The organism is Paenibacillus sp. NPDC056722 (assembly GCF_042790635.1).
Classification (GTDB): domain Bacteria; phylum Bacillota; class Bacilli; order Paenibacillales; family Paenibacillaceae; genus Paenibacillus_AQ; species Paenibacillus_AQ agri.
The window spans coordinates 21,783-44,196 of record NZ_JBHTYV010000015.1; the positions used below are offsets into that span (position 1 = coordinate 21,783).

17 protein-coding genes and 1 tRNA gene are annotated in these 22,414 nt (G+C 51.1%); 5 read left to right on the forward strand and 13 right to left on the reverse strand.

The features are described from left to right. Nucleotides 1–33: 33 nt before the first annotated feature. Nucleotides 34–1,044 (reverse strand): LacI family DNA-binding transcriptional regulator, encoded by a 1,011-nt coding sequence (locus ACFRAM_RS25015; RefSeq protein ID WP_066376773.1) that lies wholly within the window; start codon nucleotides 1,042–1,044, stop codon nucleotides 34–36. A 416-nt stretch (nucleotides 1,045–1,460) separates the two neighbouring features. On the opposite strand from ACFRAM_RS25015, the gene ACFRAM_RS25020 reads away from it, so the two are divergent. Next, nucleotides 1,461–2,369 carry a serine hydrolase domain-containing protein gene (locus ACFRAM_RS25020; protein ID WP_379469225.1) on the forward strand — a complete coding sequence of 303 codons (909 nt, stop codon included), beginning with the start codon at nucleotides 1,461–1,463 and terminating at the stop codon, nucleotides 2,367–2,369. Nucleotides 2,370–2,531: 162 nt separating this feature from the next. Here the strand turns inward: ACFRAM_RS25020 and ACFRAM_RS25025 are convergent. After that, nucleotides 2,532–2,605, reverse strand: a tRNA-Arg gene (locus tag ACFRAM_RS25025). Between the two features lie 195 nt (nucleotides 2,606–2,800). Then, nucleotides 2,801–3,157, reverse strand: coding sequence for a hypothetical protein (locus tag ACFRAM_RS25030; RefSeq protein WP_379469227.1), 357 nt, complete (start codon nucleotides 3,155–3,157; stop codon nucleotides 2,801–2,803). A 144-nt stretch (nucleotides 3,158–3,301) separates the two neighbouring features. Between ACFRAM_RS25030 and asnB the strand changes: the two genes are divergently transcribed. Then, complete coding sequence (gene asnB / locus ACFRAM_RS25035; RefSeq protein WP_379469229.1) at nucleotides 3,302–5,146, forward strand: asparagine synthase (glutamine-hydrolyzing); 1,845 nt, start codon at nucleotides 3,302–3,304, stop codon at nucleotides 5,144–5,146. Nucleotides 5,147–5,249: 103 nt separating this feature from the next. Here the strand turns inward: asnB and ACFRAM_RS25040 are convergent, their stop codons facing one another. From ACFRAM_RS25040 to ACFRAM_RS25055, 4 genes are all read right to left on the reverse strand, one after another. Continuing rightward, entirely contained in the window at nucleotides 5,250–6,086 is an 837-nt protein-coding gene (locus tag ACFRAM_RS25040; RefSeq protein ID WP_379469231.1) for an aldo/keto reductase, read from the reverse strand. Nucleotides 6,087–6,241: 155 nt separating this feature from the next. Next, entirely contained in the window at nucleotides 6,242–6,697 is a 456-nt protein-coding gene (locus tag ACFRAM_RS25045) for a cupin domain-containing protein (protein ID WP_175370972.1), read from the reverse strand. Between the two features lie 98 nt (nucleotides 6,698–6,795). Next, the gene (locus ACFRAM_RS25050) at nucleotides 6,796–7,731 is read right to left on the reverse strand and encodes an SPFH domain-containing protein (RefSeq protein ID WP_175370971.1); all 936 of its coding nucleotides are present in this window, start codon (nucleotides 7,729–7,731) and stop codon (nucleotides 6,796–6,798) included. Nucleotides 7,732–7,744: 13 nt separating this feature from the next. Further along, on the reverse strand, nucleotides 7,745–8,164 hold the full coding sequence (locus tag ACFRAM_RS25055; RefSeq protein ID WP_379469233.1) for an NfeD family protein: 420 nt from the start codon (nucleotides 8,162–8,164) through the stop codon (nucleotides 7,745–7,747). Nucleotides 8,165–8,916: 752 nt separating this feature from the next. On the opposite strand from ACFRAM_RS25055, the gene ACFRAM_RS25060 reads away from it, so the two are divergent. Continuing rightward, a complete protein-coding gene (locus ACFRAM_RS25060; protein WP_379469235.1) occupies nucleotides 8,917–10,854 on the forward strand; it encodes a glycosyl hydrolase family 18 protein in 1,938 nt (645 codons plus the stop codon). A gap of 37 nt (nucleotides 10,855–10,891) precedes the next feature. Further along, nucleotides 10,892–13,330, forward strand: coding sequence for a glycosyl hydrolase family 18 protein (locus tag ACFRAM_RS25065; protein WP_379469237.1), 2,439 nt, complete (start codon nucleotides 10,892–10,894; stop codon nucleotides 13,328–13,330). A gap of 816 nt (nucleotides 13,331–14,146) precedes the next feature. Here the strand turns inward: ACFRAM_RS25065 and ACFRAM_RS25070 are convergent. The 3 genes from ACFRAM_RS25070 to ACFRAM_RS25080 form a co-directional block, all read right to left on the reverse strand. Next, on the reverse strand, nucleotides 14,147–14,788 hold the full coding sequence (locus ACFRAM_RS25070; RefSeq protein WP_379469239.1) for an XTP/dITP diphosphatase: 642 nt from the start codon (nucleotides 14,786–14,788) through the stop codon (nucleotides 14,147–14,149). A 1-nt stretch (nucleotide 14,789) separates the two neighbouring features. Continuing rightward, entirely contained in the window at nucleotides 14,790–15,548 is a 759-nt protein-coding gene (gene rph / locus ACFRAM_RS25075) for a ribonuclease PH (protein WP_066376752.1), read from the reverse strand. A gap of 163 nt (nucleotides 15,549–15,711) precedes the next feature. Further along, nucleotides 15,712–16,836, reverse strand: a complete 1,125-nt coding sequence (locus ACFRAM_RS25080) for a GerMN domain-containing protein (protein WP_379469242.1) — start codon at nucleotides 16,834–16,836, stop codon at nucleotides 15,712–15,714. A 206-nt stretch (nucleotides 16,837–17,042) separates the two neighbouring features. Here ACFRAM_RS25080 and ACFRAM_RS25085 point away from each other — a divergent pair, with 206 nt between their 5' ends. Beyond that, nucleotides 17,043–17,645 (forward strand): phosphatidylglycerophosphatase A family protein, encoded by a 603-nt coding sequence (locus tag ACFRAM_RS25085; protein ID WP_379469244.1) that lies wholly within the window; start codon nucleotides 17,043–17,045, stop codon nucleotides 17,643–17,645. A gap of 250 nt (nucleotides 17,646–17,895) precedes the next feature. On the opposite strand, the gene ACFRAM_RS25090 is transcribed toward ACFRAM_RS25085, so the two are convergent. The 3 genes from ACFRAM_RS25090 to ACFRAM_RS25100 form a co-directional block, all read right to left on the reverse strand. Beyond that, nucleotides 17,896–18,933 (reverse strand): MBL fold metallo-hydrolase, encoded by a 1,038-nt coding sequence (locus tag ACFRAM_RS25090; protein ID WP_379469246.1) that lies wholly within the window; start codon nucleotides 18,931–18,933, stop codon nucleotides 17,896–17,898. Continuing rightward, the gene (locus ACFRAM_RS25095; protein ID WP_379469247.1) at nucleotides 18,934–19,668 is read right to left on the reverse strand and encodes a class I SAM-dependent methyltransferase; all 735 of its coding nucleotides are present in this window, start codon (nucleotides 19,666–19,668) and stop codon (nucleotides 18,934–18,936) included. 169 nt (nucleotides 19,669–19,837) lie between these two features. Further along, a complete protein-coding gene (locus ACFRAM_RS25100; protein WP_379469249.1) occupies nucleotides 19,838–21,550 on the reverse strand; it encodes a glycoside hydrolase family 13 protein in 1,713 nt (570 codons plus the stop codon). Nucleotides 21,551–22,414: the final 864 nt, after the last annotated feature.

The following is a 22,414-nucleotide window of genomic DNA, read 5'->3' on the forward strand; positions in this document are numbered from 1 at the left end:
TGCTATCTCCTTTGATTCAATACTGACGCCGATTTATTTGATTTTTCTGCAAGACCCGCGCTTAACCAGCACCGATTCGAATACCGTGTGCTTGTTCGCAGATTGTCCCGAGATCAGATCAAACAAAATTTCAACGCTGGCTTTCGCCATGTCCACACCAGGCTGGCTGATGGTATCGAGGGATGGGTGATAATACTCGGCCATCTCAATGCCGTCAAAGCCGATGATTGACACATCATTCGGGATGGAAAGTCCGAGCGACAGCAGCGCTTTGGCTGCCCCGATCGCAATCGTATCCGATGCTGCGAACACAGCGGTGATTTCCTTCTTCTTGTTGAGCAGGCGTTTGGTTGCCGTGAACCCCGAACTTGGACTGTATTCACAATCCTCCACCAGCGCGGGATCATACTCAATACCATGCTCCTCAAGTGCCTTGATGTACCCCAGCAAGCGTCTGTTCCCAGTCGTATGCTGCACCAACGGGAACCTGGCCAAGAAGCAAATTTTCCGATGACCAAGCGAGATCAGATAACTTGTTGCCTTATACGATTCCTGAACATCGTCAATGACCACACTGGAAAAGACCGAAGGATCAACATCCTGCGTCGTTGTGATGGTCGTAAGCACGAATGGAATGGATAATTGCTTGAACTTTTCTTCTGAGTGGTCATAAGTACCGCCCATGAAAATAACTCCGTACAGATTCTTCTCCTTGACCAGTTGAAGGGCTGTGTTAATCTCGTCCACCCCGTCTTCGACATGCTGGATCAAGAGCGGACAGCCGCGCAGGTTGACCTGGCGCTCAACTTCCTTGATCATATTGGCGAAGAAAGGGTTGGAAATCCCTTTAACCATGAGTGCAATCGTATTGGATTGTGTCTTTTTCAAGTTGCGTGCATTTCCGTTAGGAATGTAGTTGTACTCTTTAACAACTTCCATAACCTTGGCCCTGGTAGCCTCACTGACTACGCCGGTATTATTAATGACCCGCGAGACCGTGGCTATGCCGACACCTGATAGTTTGGCAATATCCTTAATATTCATGTTCTTTCTCTCCACTCCGGTTATCAAATTCTCATAACGTAAAACACGGTTATGAAAACAACTAAAATCTATGGGAAACGTTTCCCATGATAACAATAAGAAACTCTTCTCTAGCTGTATTCGCTTTCTTTGTTCATTATGAACATCATTTTTGGGATTGTCAACAAAAATATCTAACATCAAAAAAGTAGCAATTTAATTATTCAGTAGAATTTTATTCACTTTAAATCATAATTTATGTCAATAACTAATAAATGTAATTTTATCTTCGGATCATTTCATTCCGTTAACTTAGTAAAGAGCTTGAAGAACCTGATTTCCGTTTTTTCTTTACTATTTCAGGAAACGTTTCCACTTGTATTGTTTCTCCATCAAGTTGTACACTTATAGAAGCATTTGCAGAAAGAAGGGAAACTATGCTCAACTTGACCTCATTTGAAACCCTGATCCGGGAATCCGGGCTGAATGTTTTTGGCATCCGTGTCCTGCAACAAGGAAAGTTGCTGGGCAAAGTAGCCTTCGCGGAAGATGTCCGCCGTATCCAGCATTCGATCAGCAAATCCTTTACCGCTATGGCAGCTGGACTGGCCATTGAAGAAGGCAAGCTCTCACTGGATACCAAACTCAAGGATCTTTTTCCCGAGTATCCTCCTCTACCCGGTGTCACTGATGACTCCATGCAGCCGGGTGAGCTGACACTTTATGATTTACTTCGTATGTCTTCAGGACATGATAACCCGCCATTCTGGGCGGAAGAACGAGCCACTTTGCCCGAGAAAGATTGGGTAAAGCATTATCTATCCTTGCCGCTCGACCGTGTACCAGGTGAAAAGTTCATGTACAGCAGTGGGGACACCATCATGATCTCGGCTATGATACAAGAAGCCGTAGGTGAAACTGTGAAAGACTATCTCGTCCCGCGCCTGTTCGCACCGCTCGGCATCCACGATGTCTACTGGGAGACTACCCCGCTTGGCAGAACACTCGGCTGCGCTGGGCTTGTGATCAATACAGAAGAATTGAGTCGTTTTGGACAGCTTATGCTGCAAAGAGGACAGTGGGAAGGTAAGCAATTGATCCCGGCCGAGTGGATTGACTATGCTACCGGGAAGCGGATCGATAACGATGGACCGGCGGATTGGGGACAAGGCTACGGCTGCCAGTTTTGGATGTGTACGCATCAGGCCTACCGGGCAGATGGAGCCTACGGACAGTTCTGTATTGTCCTGCCGGACAAGCAGGCTGTCATCGCCATTAACAGCCAAGAGGAGAATATGCAAGGAATCTTGAATGCCGTATGGTCAGAGATATGGCCACAGCTGTAAGTTGACGGCAGTACTCTTCCCCGAGAAAAGTAACGGTTATATAAAACACAACGCCATTCGGAAAATGACTTCAACGTCATGCGCCGAAAAGATCAATTCCACTTGATAGGGCATTGGAATATAACACAGAAAAAGCCTTCCATATGGAAGGCTTTTTCATGACGTCCCGGAAGGGATTCGAACCCCCGACCGTGCGCTTAGAAGGCGCATGCTCTATCCAGCTGAGCTACCGGGACATGACTATGTATTAACGCAACGTTATCTATTATACCTTATTCAGCTTTTTTTTCAAGGCATAACAATGGAAAACGCATATTTTTTTCATTTTCTCATCTAATCAACACCTTCTTCCGGGCGCTCTCACGAGATCACCATGCACAAAGACCCGCCTTAAGCGGGTCTTTGACAAAGCGAAACCGGGCTTTCTTTTTTTAGGAGAGTCCCCGAAAATGATCCTCCAGCTGCTTCTTCAAATCCCCAAAAATCAACAGCTCTCGCTGGAACTTGGATCGTTCCTCCTCAGGGCTCATAACAATGCTGCCGGCAAAGGCACTTGAAGTCACATCCACAAAGGCATCGTGCAGGTTATTGTCGAACCAATCCGTAGCAGTGCTGGCATCATTCGTCACAATACGCACAATTTCGTACCCGTCCTCGCGCTCGTCCTCCACGATATATACAAGCAGCCCGGAATCCTCAGCAGCCCCTGGCAATACCCCTACCTCTGCGCATGGCGCACCGTCATATTCCGTCATTCTGCGAATTTTGGCATCTTTAATATAATACACTTGTCATCCATCCTTCCCGGCAAATTTCCCTCTTCTCTAGTGTTCGGATAAGGACATACATTTTATTCCTTGCTTCGGCATATATCTGTATTACTTGGCAAAAAAGAAAGGACAACAATCGCACAAAAGAGAGGATGAAACATCATGTGCGGAATAACCGGATTTATCCAGTGGCGCGATGATCTTACGCAGCACTCGGGACTACTGGTCAAAATGACTGATACATTAGCTAACCGCGGGCCGGATGCAGCAGGCACCTGGATTTCAGGACCTGTCGCTTTTGGACATCGCAGACTTAGCGTAATTGATCCAGAGAACGGCGCACAGCCGATGATTACCCGCCATGAGGACCATCCATATGCAATTGTTTATAACGGAGAACTCTATAATGCACCCGAGCTGAAAAAAGAACTGCTCGTGCGCGGTCATCAATTCCGCACAGAGTGCGATACCGAGGTTCTCCTCCATTCCTATATTGAATGGGGACCGGATTCTGTAGAGAAGCTGAACGGCATCTTCGCTTTTGCCATATGGGATGGCCGGCGGGAGCAGGTGTTCTTCGCACGTGATCGCCTTGGCGTTAAGCCGCTTTTCTACAGTCAGGTGGATGATGTCTTTGTCTTCGGCTCCGAGCCCAAAGCGCTGCTCCAGCATCCCAAAGTGCAGCCCGTCGTGGGCCCTGAGGGTCTGGCAGAAATCTTCATCATCGGCCCTGCCCGCACTCCCGGGCAAGGGGTCTACAAGGATATGTTCGAACTTCGCCCTGGCCACGCTATGATCTACAGCCGGGAAGGACTGCGCAATTATGCCTATTGGAAACTGGAAAGCTTCGAACACACAGATAATGAGAACGAAACTGCCGCCAAGGTGCGCGAGTTGCTGCAGGATACGCTAGAGCGCCAACTCGTTTCCGACGTACCGGTCTGCTCCCTCCTGTCCGGAGGACTGGATTCAAGCGCCTTATCTGCGCTGGCCGTCAACTACTACAACCGTACCGGTCAGGGGCAAATCAACACCTTCTCTGTCGATTATGTCGACAACGACAAGCATTTCAAGAGCCATACCTTCCAGCCCGGTGCTGACGGTCCCTGGATCAAGCGGATGGCGGAAGAGTTGAACACGAACCACCACTACATCAATTTTGATACCCCCGAGCTGGTCGAAGCGCTTGATAATTCCTTATACTCTCGCGATCTGCCAGGAATGACGGATGTGGATTCTTCCCTCTATTTGTTCTGCCGTGAGATCAAGAAGCAGGCAACCGTGGCCATTTCGGGTGAAGCGGCTGACGAAATCTTCGGCGGCTATCCTTGGTTTCACCGGGAAGAGATGCTCTCTTCCGGCACCTTCCCTTGGTCCGTAGCTCCGAAGATGCGGGCCGGATTATTGTCTCCGGAAATCGGCGAATGGATTCGGCCACTGGAATATCTGGGAGACCGGTACAGCGACGCGGTCGCCGAAGTCCCTGTCTTAACCGGGGAAACCGGCAAGCAAGCGCAAATGCGGGTTATGTCTTACCTGAACATCACCCGCTTCATGCCTACCCTGCTCGACCGCAAAGACCGGATGAGTATGGGCGTGGGTCTGGAGGTTCGCGTACCTTATTGCGACCACCGGCTCGTGCAGTATGTCTGGAATATTCCTTGGGAGATCAAAACTGTCGGCAACCGGGAAAAAGGCATTCTGCGCAAAGCACTGGAAGGCGTCCTCCCGGATGATGTGCTCTACCGCAAGAAAAGTCCCTATCCCAAAACACATAATCCGGCTTATCTCGATGCCGTGCGCCAGCGGATGCTGAATATACTCGATGACGCCTCGTCCCCGCTGCTTCCTTTGATTGATGCTGCTAAAATCCGTGAGATTGCCGCTTCGCCGGAATCCTCTACCAATCTGCCTTGGTTCGGGCAATTGATGTCCGGTCCACAGCTATTCGCCTACCTGTCACAGGTAGATCTCTGGCTCCGCACATATAACGTAGCTATCCGTTAATTGCACATGTCGATATCCTAGCAAAAATAGCAGGTTCCCGTGTTGGGAGCCTGCTATTTTACGATATTCAAGCTATTGAATGCCTTTACGAAGCTAGGGCGTTTTAAAAATTAAAATTATCCGGGTCCGGCCCAAACCGGCTGTCCTGGTTTAGCTCTTCCAGCGCCTTGACATCCTCATCACTGAGCGTGAAGTCAAAGATGCCTGCATTTTCCTGAATACGGTTGGCATGAACGGATTTCGGAATAGTGATTACGCCCTGTTGAATATCCCAACGCAGCACAATCTGTGCAGGCGTTTTGCCGTATTTCGCCGCCAGTTCCTGAATCAGCGGAAGATCCAGGTTCCCCTGCATCAGCGGACTCCAGGCTTCCAGTTGAATCCCCTGCTCGCGGCTATACTTCAGCAATTCGCGCTGGGTCAGCAGCGGGTGGAATTCAACCTGGTTGACGGCAGGCACAACCCCGGTATCTTCTATAATGTCCTTGAGGTGATGAATTTGGAAATTACTCACGCCGATGGATTTGACCAAGCCCTCTTTTTGCAGATGGATTAGCGCTTTCCATGACTCGCGGTACTTCCCTGCAACCGGCCAATGAATGAGATACAGATCAATGACCTCAAGTCCCAGCTTGCGCCGGCTATCCTCGAACGCCTGAAGCGCAGACTCATAGCCTTGATGGCCGTTCCACAATTTGGTGGTGATGAACAGTTCTTCGCGCGACACTCCACTTTCCCGTATGCCTCGTCCGACACCTTCTTCATTCTTGTACGCCGCCGCGGTATCAATGCTACGGTAGCCTACCTCTAGCGCTGATTTCACCGCATGAACTACCTCGTCGCCATCCTTGGTCTGCCAGACACCGATCCCGAGCCACGGCATGGTCGCTCCGTCATTTAATGTGGGTCCACCCGTGAACGGTCCGTTCAATGTACTCATTGCTTCACCCTCCAAACGTGTATTGTTCGTTTCACCATACTTAACCTTAAAACAGGTTCCAGAATCTGGTACTAACCAAAGATAAGTATAGCAGATTGTCCTCCAAGAAAAAAACAGACAAAAAAACGCGGGCAATCGCTGCCCGCGCCTCTCTCCTACTCTTCAATCAGCTTGAAATCATCAAAATGGAACTCTGGTGAAACAATGCACGACACCAGCGCTGGCTCATCGCCAAGAGTGCGGGCCGCTTGCCATGCCCCTGCCGGAACAATCGCCTGCGGCTGTTGGCCGGCTGCGATATCCGTACCCAAAATCACTTCCTGTACGTCTTCCGGCTTATCGCCGGTTCCGCCAATACTCAAGACGATCGGACTGCCGGAATGCCAAAGCCAAACCTCATCAGACAGCACGGTATGCCAATCAGAGCTTTCATCACCATGGAGCAAAAAATAAATGGAAGAGGCCGAACCTCGCGGGCCGGAATAAGCCTCACCAAGCGTGTTCTGCGGAATTTCAAAAGAAGATACCCAAAGCCTTTTGTACCAGCCGCCTTCGACATGGGGCTGCAAACCCAGCGCCTCCACTAACGGGGAAATTTCTCTTTGTGTCAACTGTCTTCTCTCCTTACTCGTTTGGGAAATTTAACCGGTTCATTTGCCCGGTTTCGCTTCCACTTTAACGGAATAAGGAGCCTTTGTCTATTATCTGCTTACTTTCCGTCCTTACTGGCCTTGAATACTTCAGCAATCGCCCCAAGACTACCCAGGGTCTCTACTGTGCTAGAAGGCAGGAACACTTTGTTCGCCGGTCCCTTAGCGATTTCAGTCAGAGCCTCGAAGGAGCGATACGCCAATACATTCTCATCCAGACCGGCAGTACGGAGGAGCTCAATCCGAACCTTTTCCGCTTCCGCTACAGCTTGAATCGCCTTCGCTTCACCGAGTGCTTCCAATTCCTGCGCCTGACGCAAACCTTCCGCTTCGCGAATGCGAGCTTCTTTATCCCCTTCCGCCTTCAGGATCTTACTCTGCTTGTCGCCTTCCGCGCGCAGGATCATGTCCTGTTTGGCAGCTTCGGCTTCCAATACGATCGCCCGCTTGCTGCGTTCCGCCTTCATTTGCTTATCCATGGCTTCCTGGATATCAACCGGTGGCTTAATGTCAATAACCTCGACGCGCTCAATCCGCACGCCCCATTTCTCCGTCGCCTCATCAAGGGCAATCCGGATCTCGGTAGAGATTTTTTCCCGGCCAGACAAGGTCTCATCCAGCTCCAGCTTACCGATAATCTGCCGCATGGTTGCCGTGGAAATGTTGCGCACCCCATAGACGTAATCGGAAATGCCGTAAGTGGCTTCTTCTGGTCCAACAACTTGATAGAAAATGATGGTGTCGATCTGCACCTGCACGTTATCCTTCGTAATCACTGTCTGTGGCGGCACATTGGCCTGTTGAATCCGCAAATCATGATATGTGCGTACCTGATCAATAACTGGAATAAGGATGTTCAGACCCGGTTTTAACAGACGGTGAAATTTACCGAGACGCTCGACAACCCCCACCCGCTGCTGTGGTACAATTTTGACCGTCAAAGCTACAAATACAATCACAACAAAAAGTACAACTCCAATAATGACCCATTCCATCATTACATGCCCCCTATCGTTCTACTTCAATAATGGTACTGCTTCTTCCAATGATCCTGACAACTTCATCTTTATCCAGCACCTGTGACGAGGATGCACTCCAGGTATCCCCGCCAACCTTGACCTGGCCATAACGCCCCGGTTCAATCGGCTCGACAACAATACCCTGTCTTCCGACAATATCCGTCCCTGTATCCTTGAATCCTCTGGAACTGCGAAACCTAGCCACAATCGGCTTGGAGAACACAGTCAAACCAATGGCAACCAGCGAGCCAAGCACAACCTGAAGCAGAATAGCATCCGGCACGATAAGTGAGACCAGACCTGCGACTACAGCACCAATGCATAGCCAAAGCAGATAAAACGTAAGCGTCATCATTTCTACAACGAGCAGGAGACCGGCCACAATAAACCAGATAGCCCAAATGACCATGGGGTACCACCACCTTCCCTATATACTACTATAACGAAAAAATTGGCAGCGCGTTGCATCCTTTGAAAAAAAAGTCGCTAAGGCATACATATGATATATATTTCTTTGTCTCGGGGGATATGTGTCGATCTGCACTTTCATCTGAAAAAGATGGTTTAGGCCCAAAAACCAACAAATCCAAAACAAATAGACTAATAGATTCCTTCAATCCCCTTTTGAAGTGAGAATAGGTATACATCGATGCACACTAATTAACATACAAGGGCAACTAACATACCATGAACTACTAAAAATGACTATTGCATAAAGAAAATAAAAGGGTTTTTATGAGAATTAGTCTATATATTTGAAAATTTTATCCCTCTATTATGTAATTTTATCCCTAGCATATTAACAAAACTTAACCGAAAATAGAAATTACCTTCACCGCTTCATATGTAAATCATCCTTCTAATTCAACTTTCCCTATCCCTTCCAGTCTTTCTTAGCATTATCCCAACCCCTACAGGACGCGTCACATTCCAGAAGTTAGGAAAATTAACATTAAGTACGCAGCATTAAAAGAAGCGCTTACAATTAATGCGAATTTGGGTTACTCTATCATTTTGCGGCTCTTTCTACATTTTATTAGCCTATTAAATGATAGAAATCAACAGGGTGAAGGTGAATCTTTTAAAACGATGGGGGTGAGCGCCAGAACTTCTTGCTGTACGGGTTTCGATCCAAACATGAACCAGGGAGGTAGTTCGTCAATGATATTCAAGAAAAAAAGCTCACGCAAAACCTTTGCCATCGGAATGGTCGCAGCACTTCTGGTTACCCTCTTCTCCGCTTTGGGTGCAAACATCAAAACCGCCAATGCGGCACAGGATTACAAGCTAGTTGGTTATTATCCTTCGTGGGCTGCCTATGCACGCAATTATAACGTATCGGATATCGACCCTACCAAGATGAATGTAATTAACTACGCGTTCGCTGATATCTGTTGGAATGGCATTCATGGCAATTCCGACCCTACCGGCCCGAATCCCGTAACCTGGACCTGTCAAAATGAGCAAGCTCAAACTATAAATGTTCCAAACGGCACGATTGTTCTCGGCGATCCTTGGATTGATGCCGGAAAGAGCTTCGGGGATGACAAATGGGATGATCCCATCAAGGGCAACCTGAAGCAGCTCTGGAAGCTGAAAGAGCGCAATCCGAACCTCAAAACCCTCATTTCCGTTGGCGGCTGGACCTGGTCGAACCGCTTCTCGGACGTAGCAGCATCGGCGGCAACCCGTGAGGTATTTGCTAACTCCGCTGTTGATTTCATTCGCAAATACAAGATGGACGGCGTCGATCTCGACTGGGAATACCCGGTGAGCGGCGGTCTGGCTGGCAATAGTGTTCGTCCTGCAGACAGAGAGAACTATGTACTGCTCCTGCAAAAAATACGGGAGAAGCTGAACGCTGCCGGGCAAGCAGACGGCAAGACCTATCTGCTGACCATTGCCTCCGGCGCAGGTCCGTCTTATGTAGCTAATAATGATATGGCTGGCATCGCCTCTGTGGTCGACTGGATCAACATTATGACCTACGATTTTAACGGCAGCTGGAATCCAACCACCGGTCATAATGCTCCGCTGTACTACGATCCGGCAGCAGGCGCGTCCGGACTTACCGATCCGCAGAATTATAATATCGACAAGGCAATTACATCTCATTTGGCAAGTGGCGTGCCCGCCAGCAAACTCGTAATGGGTATGCCCTTCTATGGTCGTGGCTATGGCGGAGCACCGAGTGCAGGCAATGGACAATATCAGGTATCGGCCGGCATTTCCGGTACAGGCACTTGGGAGAACGGAAGCTACGATTTCTATGACCTTGAAGCTAACTATATTAACAAGAACGGCTACACCCGATATTGGAATAATACCGCCAAGATCCCTTATCTCTATAACCCTTCAACCCGAATCTTCATCACCTATGACGATGTGGAGTCCTTCAGCTACAAAACCAGTTACCTGAAATCCAAGGGTCTAGCCGGCGCCATGTTCTGGGAGGTCAGCGGCGACCGTAACAAAACACTGCAGAACAAACTTATCGCGGATCTGGCCGGAGGCGTCGTGCCGACCCCTTCGCCAACAGCGACACCGTCCACAACACCAACCCCTTCCCCAACAGCAACACCAACTGCCACCGCAACACCGACAGCAACGGTAACACCTACGGCTACACCAACTGTAACACCTACGCCGACTACTACACCGGGACAATGCGCTGCAGCCTGGAGTGCCACAGCCATTTATACCCAGGGTCAGCGTGCATCCTACAACGGATCGCTCTATGAGGCCAAATGGTGGACCCAAGGTGACCGTCCCGATCTTAGCGGCCCTGATGGTGTATGGAAATTCATCAGCGCATGCGGCGCTCCGACAGCTAGCCCAACAGCCACTGTAGCGCCAACGCCGACAGCAACGGTGGCTCCAACACCTACACCAACGCCGACGCCAACCGCAACAGTAGCTCCGACAGCTACACCAAGCCCAACAGTATCGCCGGGCGGTTCCGCCTGGGCGGCAGGTGTAGCGTACAAAGTCGGTGATGTGGTCAGCTATAGCGGCAAATCCTATACTTGCCTCCAGCCCCACACTTCCATTGTAAGCTGGGAGCCAGCTAATACACCGGCCCTGTGGAAACTGAACTAATCTTAGTACACGATCGAGTTCAAAGGAGGAATGCCCGATGAAAACAAATGCACGTTCAAGGCATCCGTTCCCCGCCCGTTTTCTCGCCGCTATGCTGAGCCTGATTCTGCTTATTCCGCTGTATGCGGGTGCTGGTGCCGGATCACAAAGCGTTGCCCAGGCTGAGGGAGCGAATGCTGCCGCAGTCCCGCCTGCTCCAGATCATCCCCGCAAGATTGTCGCCTATTTCCCGGAATGGGGAGACCAGGCGAACAAAGGCTTTTACACTGTTGATAAAATTCCGTGGAGCAAAATCACTCATATTAATTATGCCTTCGCCCAGGTGAGCGCTCAGAATACAATTGAACTCATGGACCGCACAGCGGCCATTGAGAAGGATTACCCCGGACAATTGACCACTCTTCCGTTTAAAGGTCATTTCAACCAGCTTATCAAATTCAAGCAGCTCTATCCGGATGTCCGCACCCTGATATCGGTTGGTGGCTGGGCAGGCTCCGGTGGATTCTACAACATGGCCAATTCAGAAGCCGGACGGGAAACGTTCGCGAACAGTGTTATCAGCTTCCTGCGCACCTACCAATTCAACGGCGTGGATATCGACTGGGAGTATCCGTCTGGAACGGCACAGTCCGGAAACCCTAATGATTTTGGGGCAGCGGAGCCGCTGCGCGGCGTGAATTATAACAACTACGTTTTGCTTATGAAGACGCTGCGGGAGAAGCTGGATCAAGCTGGCGCACAGGACAACCAAAAGTATGATCTCACTGTCGCTGCCACAGCTTCCTCCTGGATTCTCGGCGGTATGAAGCTGGGAGAGGCTAATCAATATCTGGATTGGGCCAATCTCATGACCTATGATTTTCACGGAGCGTGGAACGGTTATGTCGGACCGCATTCCGCCCTGTACCCGGACTCCCGGGATACGGAGACCACCGCTCTGGGGACGCCCGTCCTGAACACCGATTGGGCCGTCCGCTACTACCTGGGCACTCTGCCCCCGGAGAAAATCGTGATTGGCGTTCCCTATTATTCAAGAGGCTGGAAGAATGTAAGCGGCGGTATCAACAACACCGGCCTCTACGGCACGGCACCGACCACCGGAGGCGGCGCGGACGGCGATTATGGGATTTGGAATGATCCAGCGCCGGAGCAGCCTGCCGGAGCAAATCCGATCTGGCACATCCTCAATCTGCTCAAGGACCCGGCGAACAAGCGCTACTTCGATCCTGTAACTAAAACCCCTTACCTCTTCAATGCAGATAAGAAAATATTCTTGACCTATGAAGACCAGGAATCTCTTGGCTACAAGCTCGATTACATCAAGCAAAAGGGCCTCGGCGGCATGATGTTCTGGGAGCTGACCGGCGACTACTCCCAACAAGCGGACGGCACCTACACGTACGGCACATCACTAACCGATTACGCCTATAATCAGCTCAAAAATGCTACACTGCCCGGCGGACCTCCCAAGCCGCAGCTTCCAGCACCGAAGAACTTCAGCATCAACTTCAGCGGAGCCTATGACCATCCGAACTATACCTACTCTCTGAAAATTACAAACAACACCGGCGCCGATATTCCGGGCGGCTGGAAGCTGGAATTCGATTTGCCTACCACTACCACCCTGACTTCCGCCTGGGGAGCAGGCACTGTGGAGCAAATCGCTACAGCCTGGGACTTCAACCGCTACCGTATTACCGGTACGGCCAGCCAGACTCTCGCGAATGGAACAACCCTGGACATTCCAGGGATGATGAAGCTGAATTTTTCCGGCGGTCCGCAACGGGTCACGCTTAACGGAAGCTCATCCCAGCAGGAGTATGACAAACTGTACGGAGGTGTCACGCCGACACCGACGCCTTCTGCGTCAACAACACCTACACCGTCACCTACGCCGACAGCTAAACCAACTACTGCTCCGACAGCAACACCATCGGCTACAGCAACAGTGACACCTTCAGCCACACCGACAGCTACACCAACATCAACACCAACATCAACACCAACACCGACGCCAGCACCAACCGCAACGCCAACACCTAGCGCTACTCCAACGCCGGGGTCGTGTACGGCTGCAGCCTGGAATGCATCCTCAATCTACACGCAAGGCCAGCGTGCATCCTACAACGGCTCGCTGTATGAAGCGAAATGGTGGACTCAGGGCGACCGTCCTGATCTCAGCGGTCCGGATGGCGTCTGGAAATTCATTAGTGCTTGCGGAACGCCGACAGCTACACCTGCTGCCACTGCAACCCCTTCACCGACAGCTGCACCAACTGCAACGGTGACACCGACACCAGCGACTACGCCGACACCGACGCCTTCACCGGCTGGCACAGCCTGGGCAGTAGGGATTGCCTACAAAGCAGGCGATACCGTCAGCTACAGCGGCAAGACGTATGCCTGTCTCCAGCCCCACACCTCCCTAACAGGCTGGGAGCCTGCTACTACCCCTGCACTTTGGAAGCTGCTCTAGCAGGCTTCAGTCGAGTAGATTGAGTAGCTTGAAATGGCTTAGTGTGGCTTGGAGTAGATTGTGTAGCTTAAAGTGGCTTAGTGTGGCTTGGGTAATTGGCGCATCTGAGTCAAACATCTGTAGCCGGGCATTCCTAAGTCTGGCGAGCAAGAGACGGTTGAACCCGGGGGATAGGCGAGTCACAGTGACCAGAGTCCACATTTGGGAGTCCACACTTCACACTTCGCCTAAGCATTGGTCTAAGCCCGCGTTTGAGCATAAAGTGATTTTGACGATTGGATAGCAGGAAAATATACCGTTAAATGCTTTCGTTTATCTTATTTATCGCAAATAACTGGATTTTCTCCCGTTAAAAACCTCTTTTATCCGTAAAACGCGTAAATCAGAAGAAATTAACGGGAGTTTTTCCAGTTATTTATTAAAAAAGAGAAGACCTTAGCCAAAATAACAGGAACTACTCCCGTTATTCCCGTGCCCTATCGAGCGAAATTGATCTTTTAGCACATGTCTTACCTGAAGAGCTAACCTTTTGTGTATGAATGATTCAAAGGAGGTTCAAAAGAAACTCAAAGGGTGCATTTTCTTGTATTAGACGACAAAACGGACCTTATTAAGACGAGGACGTCATTTTCGAATCAACGTGGCGTTCTAAAATGCGCTTTATTACTGAAGATTTTCATAAAGCAAAATAAGCTTGCAGAACCAAGGTCCAAACCTTGTCCTGCAAGCTTATTTATGTACCCGTAGCTCCCGCTAAAAGGGGAGGCTGAAAATCCTGCTATCGTCTGGCTTACGCTGACACGAAGCGATCAGCCTTTATGGCCGCACGCCGCCTTGCGCCGCGAGCTTCTCGGTCAGCGCCCGAAGTGCTGCGCCCCGGTGGCTAATACCCTGCTTCTCGGTCAGAGTCAGTTCCGCCATCGTCTTCTCATACCCTGGCAGGTAGAACAGCGGATCATAGCCAAAGCCCCCAGCCCCGGAAGGCTCAGAAGTAATCCAGCCGTCCACTGATCCTTCTGCCGTGAGCTCCTGTCCCGTGGACGGATCATAGAGCGACAAGGTGCACACGAACCGGGCTGTGCTCAAGAGCGGTTGGTCAGTGTCCTCCCCCTGCTTCAACCCTTCCAGTTCGCCGAGCAGCTTCAAGTTATTGTCCGAATCTGTGGCGCCTTCACCGGCATAACGGGCAGAATAGACGCCTGGTCTGCCATCAAGCGCATCTACGCATAGTCCTGAATCATCGGCAAGCACAGGCAGCCCGAGGGCATCACCCACTGCCTTCGACTTCTTGAACGCATTCGCAGCAAAAGTCTCGCCATCCTCTACCACATCAGGCAGCTCAGGATAATCATACATGCTCTTGACTGTCAGTCCCAGAGGCTCAAAGGCATGCTGGAATTCTCGCAGTTTCCCTTTGTTCTTCGTAGCTACAATAAGAATATCACCTGCGGAGCTCATACTAGACCTCCTGACCTGGCTGACCCGATTGGATTTTCAGAGCGACCTCGCCCAGAACTTCTTTCTGTGCGGCAATCAGCTCGTAAACCCCCTTCTCGCCAAGTCCTAACAGCTGATCCAGCTCCTGACGTGTGAAGGGTCTGTCTTCACCAGTGCCTTGCAGTTCCACAAATGCACCAGCGCCTGTCATAACGACATTCATATCGACTTTCGCTTTGGAATCCTCTTCATAGTTCAAGTCAAGCAGAGCTTTATCACCCACAACTCCGACACTGATGGCTGCGAGGTAATCTGTGACTGGGAATTGACTCAATTTGCGGTCGTGTGCCAGCTTGTTGATGGCGAACACCATGGCTACAAAAGCACCTGTGATCGAAGCGGTCCGGGTTCCCCCGTCCGCCTGAATTACATCACAGTCCAGGGTGATGCTCCGCTCGCCTAAAGCCTGCAGATTCACAACGGAACGCAGTGCCCGGCCAATCAGCCGCTGGATCTCCATCGTCCGGCCCGTCAGCTTGCCCCGAGCGGCTTCCCGCTGGTTACGAGTCTGGGTAGCCCGTGGGAGCATGGAATACTCTGCGGTTACCCAGCCTTTGCCTTGCCCCTTCAGAAAGGGCGGAACCTTCTCTTCCACTGTCGCTGTACAGATCACCTTGGTATCGCCCATCTCTATAAGTACAGAGCCCTCGGCATATTTATTTACTTGGGTCGTTATCTTCACGTGACGCAATTCGTCAACGTTTCGCCCGTTTGATCTCATCTTTTCTGCCTCCTACATCGAATAGCTAAAAGTTTGTCCTGGCCGTTTCCCCATACGCCTGCCCGCAGTTTGAACCGCTGGCGTAAGCGCACGTTTTTTGCGCAACCTTTATTCTACCAAAGAGCAGGCACAAAAGCATCTTTTTGACCGCCACAATCAGTGATTAGAGCGGCAAGTCGTTCACATATTCCGGGGCCGAAACCGGCTTACCGTAATCCACATGATCCGTTCCAGTCACCGCAGTCTTTCCGTTCATCACAATCTGTACAAGGGAATCCTCTGCATTCTGAGCGACCGTAAGTACGACAGATTCCAGCATTTCCGCCGGTACGTCCTTGGCATCAGCGAACATATCGTCACTCAGCGATACAGTCACCACACCGTTCTGCCCCGCATCCACAGAATCCAGCTTCGTCCCCTCCGTCATCACCATCTGCAGACCGTTATCTGATTCCGGACCTGTAATCAATTCATTCAGCGCTGCCTTGAGCGGCTCTTGCGAAGGGTCTACAAAACGGGTGACCGGAACATAATATTGAGTACCATCAGGCGATTCTGCGGAAAAATAAACCGTAACCGCACTGGAATTCATAACGTTCGTGCTGTGTTTCGGCAGGTTAATGCCCATAGTGCGGGAGAGGGGGCGATCCAGCGGTGTACCCTTGAGCGGCATTTCGGTCAGTTTTTTGCCGTCTACCCATAACTGAACGCCTTTAATATTGTCCTGTCCGGTCAGCGTCCAGGTGACCGCCTCCAGCAGCTTGCGCTCATCCTTGGCTTCATAGGAACCGAAGGAATCATTGAACTCAACTACGGCAAGTCCCGTTGCAGCATCGACGGTAACATCTTTCACAGCTGTTCCGGCAGGCAGTACGCCTTGAAATCCGCTTGGAAGCGAAGCTGCCAGTGGGCCTTGGCTTACCAATGCGGTCAGTGAGTTCTTCAGCATAGCACTCTTATCACCCTTGGGCAGCGCGAGCGAGATCGGCGCCAGAAGGCCGTGTTCATCTTCCAGATATACCGTGGTGCGCGGACCATCGGCTTTGGCCGTCGATGCCTTCTTATCCTTGCTTGCCACGTTACCTGTATCTTCTTCCGTCACTCGCCCCATCACACCAGAATCCAGTGTAGAATCCCCGCTGATCTGAAGCATCTGCGCTTCGACCTCACTTGGCGGCGGATCAACTGCGGCAGATTCCGAACCAAACCAGTTGCAGCCGGAGAGCGTGAGCGGAACGGCCAGCAGGCAGGCTGCGGACAAGCCGCGGATATATTGCTTTCGATTCATAATGAATTGCCCCTTTCAAGGTTGGATAAGCATTTAATACTGCTATGTATACGAGCCCTCTGTCCAAAAAATAACAAGAGCTTATCCTAATTTCGCCTTTCTGGACAAATCTGTCCCATAAAAGTAAAATTCCAAGTACAGCGGAAAGATTATATCGACCTGAACCACCGCTGATAACCAACGACTCATTAACGGGGTGACTGAGCATGGCTGATGCAAAAATGCCTTACAGTCTGAACAGCAAGGCGGTCGCAGACGCAACCTATGCCTGGCTGCACAAACGTGGAGTAACACTGCTGGAAATTGCAGAGCTGGTAATGCTGCTGCAGCAAAAATATTATCCGGGCCTAACGATGGACGAGTGTGTTCACAACGTCGAGATGGTGCTCAGCAAGCGGGAAGTACAGAACGCGGTGCTGACCGGCATCCAGCTGGATATTCTGGCCGAAGAGGGCAAGCTGTTCCCGCCGCTTCAGGATATGATTGAAAATGATGAGGGTTTATACGGGGTGGACGAGATTCTCGCCTTCTCCATCGTCAATGTGTACGGCAGTATCGGCTTCACCAACTACGGTTATGTAGATAAGCTGAAGCCAGGGGTACTGGAGCGCTTGAATGATAAGAGCACAGGACAGGTTCATACCTATCTCGATGATATTGTAGGTGCTGTGGCCGCAGCGGCAAGCAGCCGGATTGCCCACCGCAAGCAGGCCGAGCGGGAAAAAGATTATGGGCTGGCACATACTCCGGAGGACAGCGAACCTGCCGCCAATAAGACGGTACCTCAGGATGGGGAACAGCCAGAATAATTCTTAAGCCTGAAATGATGTAGATTAGCCGCACCAGTGTTCGCGCAAATTCTCTCTTGGATGAACCAAAAAGTCCCCGGACATGCTCTATAGGACTAAAAGAAGCCTCCATTCCCACTCGTAAAGTGGTATGGAGGCTTTATTATGATACAGGAATCGCACAATCACCGGTTCCCCCGTGGAATCATTCAATAAGCGTAATCTTGTACTATGCTTGATAATGATAAAAGCAGCTTATCGCGGGATTGCGTCATCCCGACTTCGCTAGTGCAAACAAAATGGCGTCCTCCGTACCGGACTCCACAATTCGGCCCCGCCGCACCAGCTCGGCGAGGTGGGCCAGCGCTTCGCTCATGGCGAAGCGCATCTGATGCGCCGTTGTCACCCGGCCCCGGAACAAGGCTTCGCAGATTGCGAAGCCGCTGAGCGGGCCGCCTTGCAGCAGCGCCTCGGCGGTGTCCAGCCGTTCCTCGTGGTGACGGAGCAGACTCTGGGTCCGCTCCGTAAAGCCACTGAACGGCTCCCGGTGACCCGGATACGCGAAGCTTACCGGGTAACTCCCAAGCTGCTCTAGTCCCTGCAGGAACGTGAGCAGCGGCCTATCATCGCCGCCAGGATGCAGGCCGATGTTAGGGGAAATCTGCGGCAGCACGGCATCGCCGCAGATCATAGCCCCGCTGCCGGCGTGGTAGAAGGAGACATGCCCCGGGGCATGTCCTCCTGTCACCACCGGCTGCCACACCCGGCCGCCCATCGTAAAGGGCGCCGCGTGATCAAGGGCGGTAATCTCCGGCTGCGGGGTGACCTGCGGCGTGAAGCTCTCCAGGTGAACCCGGATTTCCGCCGTCAGGGCCTCAGGCATGCCATGTCTGGCAAAGAACAGAGGCAATGCCTCATTCATTATGGACTTCTCGCCCCACATTAGTGACGCCTCGGCATGGGCACGCTCCGTCATCCACACCTTGCCGCCGCTGCGTTCCTGCATCCATCCGGCCAAGCCATAATGGTCGGGGTGATGATGCGTAACAACGATATCCCGCACCTGTTCCCATCGCAAGTCCAGCTCCTTCATTACACCCTGCCAAGCCAGCACACTTTCCTCTTTATGCGGACCAGGGTCTATCACCGTGACCGTTCCGTCCGCCCCCGGCAACAGATAGCTGTTCACCCGGCGCAGTGGCGGGTCCATCGGTACCGATATCTGCAGAATCGCGCCATTGTCCCAAGAAGTGATGTCGGCTTTCCGCGGGAAGCCTTCGTCTTCGGAAATTCTTTTGCCCGATACCATCTACGGCCGTACGCCCCGGAAAATCATCCGCTTGGAAGTCTCCGCATCATAGTCAGCTTCGTCATAGCTCCCATGAACAGACTGAATCCGCAGCCCCGCCTGCTCCAGCATCTCACGAAATTTCTCCAGTGAATACAGCTTTACCCGTTCATGATAACGACGGGGCTCCCCGTCTGTCCCTGCCGTCAGAATAATATCTTTTTTCACATAGCCGTCCTCAATCACTCTATGCTCTTCAATATGATTCAAGCCGTCTTCACGTGTAGAATGGGGAACCAGATGATGGATAACATAAGCAGGGTTCAGAAAATCAATAATGAATCTGCCGCCGGGCTTCAGCATACGGTAGATCTCCCGAAGCACCTTTACCTGCTCCCCATCCTCTTCGAAGTAGCCGAACGAAGTGAACAGGTTCACCACCGCATCAAAGCCGCCTTCCAGGGGAAGCTCCCGCATATCCGAGCGAATCCAGGTTACCTGCTCCGCTCCTTCTTGTGACCGTGCCTCACGCAGCAGCGCTTCTGATAGGTCCACACCAGTGACATTGAAACCGGCTTCCGCCAAGGCCAGCGAATGACGGCCCATCCCGCAGCACAGATCCAGTACGTTCGAACCCGCCGGCAGATCCAGCCAATTGATCATCTGCTCCACCTCTCGCCGTGCGCCTCCGAAGTCACGGTGCCTATAGACGATCAGATAATCCTCACCGAAGCTCTTCTCATACCACTCAGCCATTATGTCTCTCCTCTCCAAACTGCTTCCCATTCATGCCTTATGTATATTACCGTTTATTGTAACGCCTTTTCCATTTAAAGCAAAGTCGCAGCCGTGGTAAAAAACAACAGGCCGGGAGCAACTCCCCGCCTGTCTTCAGTATTGAATGCGTCCTGGTCATACATTGTTCTTAAGCTCCGTTCGCGGCGCCGTCTTTCAGACGCTGCAAGTAGACCCTGGCTTCATATGGGCGAAGCTTTAGATGAGCCAAGTCCTCCCCTTTTTCCAGAGGATAGTTGGATATCAGCAGTTGACTCTTCTCCGATACGACCCCGGGTGGTAGCTGACATACAGGCTCCCGGTCAAAAAAGTTCAGGATAACCAGCAACTGCTGATCCTCAAGGGTCCGGGTGTAGACATAGATTTCGTTATCACCCGGTAGCAGCAAATCATATTTACCATAGACGATTACCTTATGCTGCTTTCTTAGCGCAATCAAATGCCTATAGTAGTGATAGATAGAGTCAGGGTCCTTGATTGCGTTCATGGCGTTGATCTCCAGCGCATTGGAGTTCACCTTAAGCCACGGAACACCGGTCGTGAAGCCACCTTCGTGACTGTCATCCCACTGCATGGGTGTGCGGGCGTTATCACGGCTTTTAGCATGAATCGCAGCCATGATCTTCTCTTCAGGTACCCCCGCACGACGTCTCTCTTCATAATAATTCAGTGTCTCTACATCCCGGTAATTATCGATGGATTCAAAGGCGACATTCGTCATCCCGATCTCCTCGCCCTGATAGATATAAGGCGTGCCCTCCAGCATGTGGATGAAGGTCGCCAGCATTTTAGCCGACGGGACACGATAATAGAGATCATTCCCGAACCGTGACACTGAGCGCGGCTGATCATGATTGCAGAGATAATTCGCATTCCAGCCCTGGTCATGCAGAACCGTCTGCCAGTTCGTGATAATTCGCTTGAGATCCAGCAGGCTCCACGGCACGACATCCCATTTTCCACTGCCCGGGGAAGCCGCATCGATGAACATATGCTCGAACTGGAAAGTCATATTCAGCTCCCGCCGTCCGTCCCCTACATAATCCAGCGCCTGCTCCGGCCCCAGGCCAGAGGTCTCTCCCACCGTCATGATGTCGTAGTAATACAGCACCTGGTCATGCAGGTTCTGCAGCAGGGTGTGCACATTTTCCAGGTTGGAGAACATCTCATATGCCCTTACGGTCGGCGTCCCTGCAGGATTCAGGGCATCCGGGTAACCGTGGGTCTTAGCAATATGCGCAATCGCATCGAAACGGAAGCCATCAACCCCCTTCTTCAGCCACCACTGCACCATTTCATGCAGCTTGTCGATCACCACTGGATTCTCCCAGTTCAAGTCCGGCTGGTACTTGGAGTACAGATGAAGATAATATTCATCCGTCTGGGGATCAAGCTCCCATACCGAACCGCTGAAGTAGGACTCCCAATTGTTCGGCGGACCGCCATTCTTCCCTTTTCTCCATATATAATAGTCCCGCTTGGGATTATCCTTCGAGGCTCTGGATTCTATGAACCAAGGATGCTCATGGGAAGTATGATTCAGCACAAGATCCATCATCAGCTTCATGCCTCGGGCATGGATTTCACGCAGCATCGTGTCAAAATCATCCATCGTACCGAATTCCTTCATAATGTCGCAATAATCACTGATATCATAACCATTATCATGGTTCGGCGATTTATAAATCGGACAGATCCAGATCATATCCACACCCAGCTCCTGCAGATAATCCAGCTTCGAGATAACGCCGCGTAAATCCCCAATGCCATCGCCATTGCTGTCCTTGAAGCTGATCGGATAAATCTGGTATACCACACTTTCTTTCCACCATTTGGGGTTCATGATGAGATCCTCCTTCTGTGCAGCGTCCGTATGAGTGCAGCAAGCAGGAACAAAGGCCGGGCTGTGCGGACACGTAAATATATTTTAACCACTGCGGCAGAAGGAGATAACATCTTGCTATAATTCTTCCGAAGCTTCCCGTGTAATTAAGCTGGCAGCAGGCCGATGCCGAGGACCGTGTAATCAAGCAGCACGCAGGCCGATGCCGAGGACCGTGTAATCAAGCAGCATGCAGGCCGATGCCGAGGACCAACGTGAGCCAAGCGGATAGCTGCGGAGTTGCCCATACTTCGTTTAAGTGCCACAACAGAGCAGGAGCGATACCTATGTAGTGTGAACTTACAAACCCAGCGTCATGATGGGTGAATCCTTGATATACAAGCTGGGGGAGGATGAGGGGGACTGAATGTGGGAACAGGTTGCGAGGGGCGGGGGGTAGTACATCCGTAGCCGATTGTCATTTTGAAAATGACCCCAACGTCTAGATAACAGCCTTCTTGTAGCCTTAAGTACAAAATGACCCTTGGATCTCAAGGGTTTCAATCACTGGGTGACAAATGCGAAAAGCCCACCTTAATCTACAGGGCATGGGAATAACGGGAATAGCTCCTGTTATTTTAATTAAATCTCCTTATTTCTAAAAATAACTGGAAAAACTCCCGCTAATCCCCTCATATTTAGGCCATTACGAATAAGTAGAGGTATTTAACGGGAGAAATTCCAGTTATTAATGGAAAATGAAGCAAAAACGAACGAATAACGGTATATTTTCCCGCTATCCAAACCCCTCTTAACCTCGAATGAGGGAGGGCACGGGTAGTGAATATTACGGTGATTGCAGAGGCGAGCGGTTGTTATAAATTG

Coding starts and splice junctions, on each gene's coding strand:
- ACFRAM_RS25015 (WP_066376773.1), bottom strand. CDS start 1,044: ATGAATATTAAGGATATTGCCAAACTATCAGGTGTCGGCATAGCCACG.
- ACFRAM_RS25020 (WP_379469225.1), top strand. CDS start 1,461: ATGCTCAACTTGACCTCATTTGAAACCCTGATCCGGGAATCCGGGCTG.
- asnB (WP_379469229.1), top strand. CDS start 3,302: ATGTGCGGAATAACCGGATTTATCCAGTGGCGCGATGATCTTACGCAG.
- ACFRAM_RS25040 (WP_379469231.1), bottom strand. CDS start 6,086: ATGAGTACATTGAACGGACCGTTCACGGGTGGACCCACATTAAATGAC.
- ACFRAM_RS25050 (WP_175370971.1), bottom strand. CDS start 7,731: ATGGAATGGGTCATTATTGGAGTTGTACTTTTTGTTGTGATTGTATTT.
- ACFRAM_RS25055 (WP_379469233.1), bottom strand. CDS start 8,164: ATGGTCATTTGGGCTATCTGGTTTATTGTGGCCGGTCTCCTGCTCGTT.
- ACFRAM_RS25060 (WP_379469235.1), top strand. CDS start 8,917: ATGATATTCAAGAAAAAAAGCTCACGCAAAACCTTTGCCATCGGAATG.
- ACFRAM_RS25065 (WP_379469237.1), top strand. CDS start 10,892: ATGAAAACAAATGCACGTTCAAGGCATCCGTTCCCCGCCCGTTTTCTC.
- ACFRAM_RS25070 (WP_379469239.1), bottom strand. CDS start 14,788: ATGAGCTCCGCAGGTGATATTCTTATTGTAGCTACGAAGAACAAAGGG.
- rph (WP_066376752.1), bottom strand. CDS start 15,548: ATGAGATCAAACGGGCGAAACGTTGACGAATTGCGTCACGTGAAGATA.
- ACFRAM_RS25080 (WP_379469242.1), bottom strand. CDS start 16,836: ATGAATCGAAAGCAATATATCCGCGGCTTGTCCGCAGCCTGCCTGCTG.
- ACFRAM_RS25085 (WP_379469244.1), top strand. CDS start 17,043: ATGGCTGATGCAAAAATGCCTTACAGTCTGAACAGCAAGGCGGTCGCA.
- ACFRAM_RS25090 (WP_379469246.1), bottom strand. CDS start 18,933: ATGGTATCGGGCAAAAGAATTTCCGAAGACGAAGGCTTCCCGCGGAAA.
- ACFRAM_RS25095 (WP_379469247.1), bottom strand. CDS start 19,668: ATGGCTGAGTGGTATGAGAAGAGCTTCGGTGAGGATTATCTGATCGTC.
- ACFRAM_RS25100 (WP_379469249.1), bottom strand. CDS start 21,550: ATGAACCCCAAATGGTGGAAAGAAAGTGTGGTATACCAGATTTATCCG.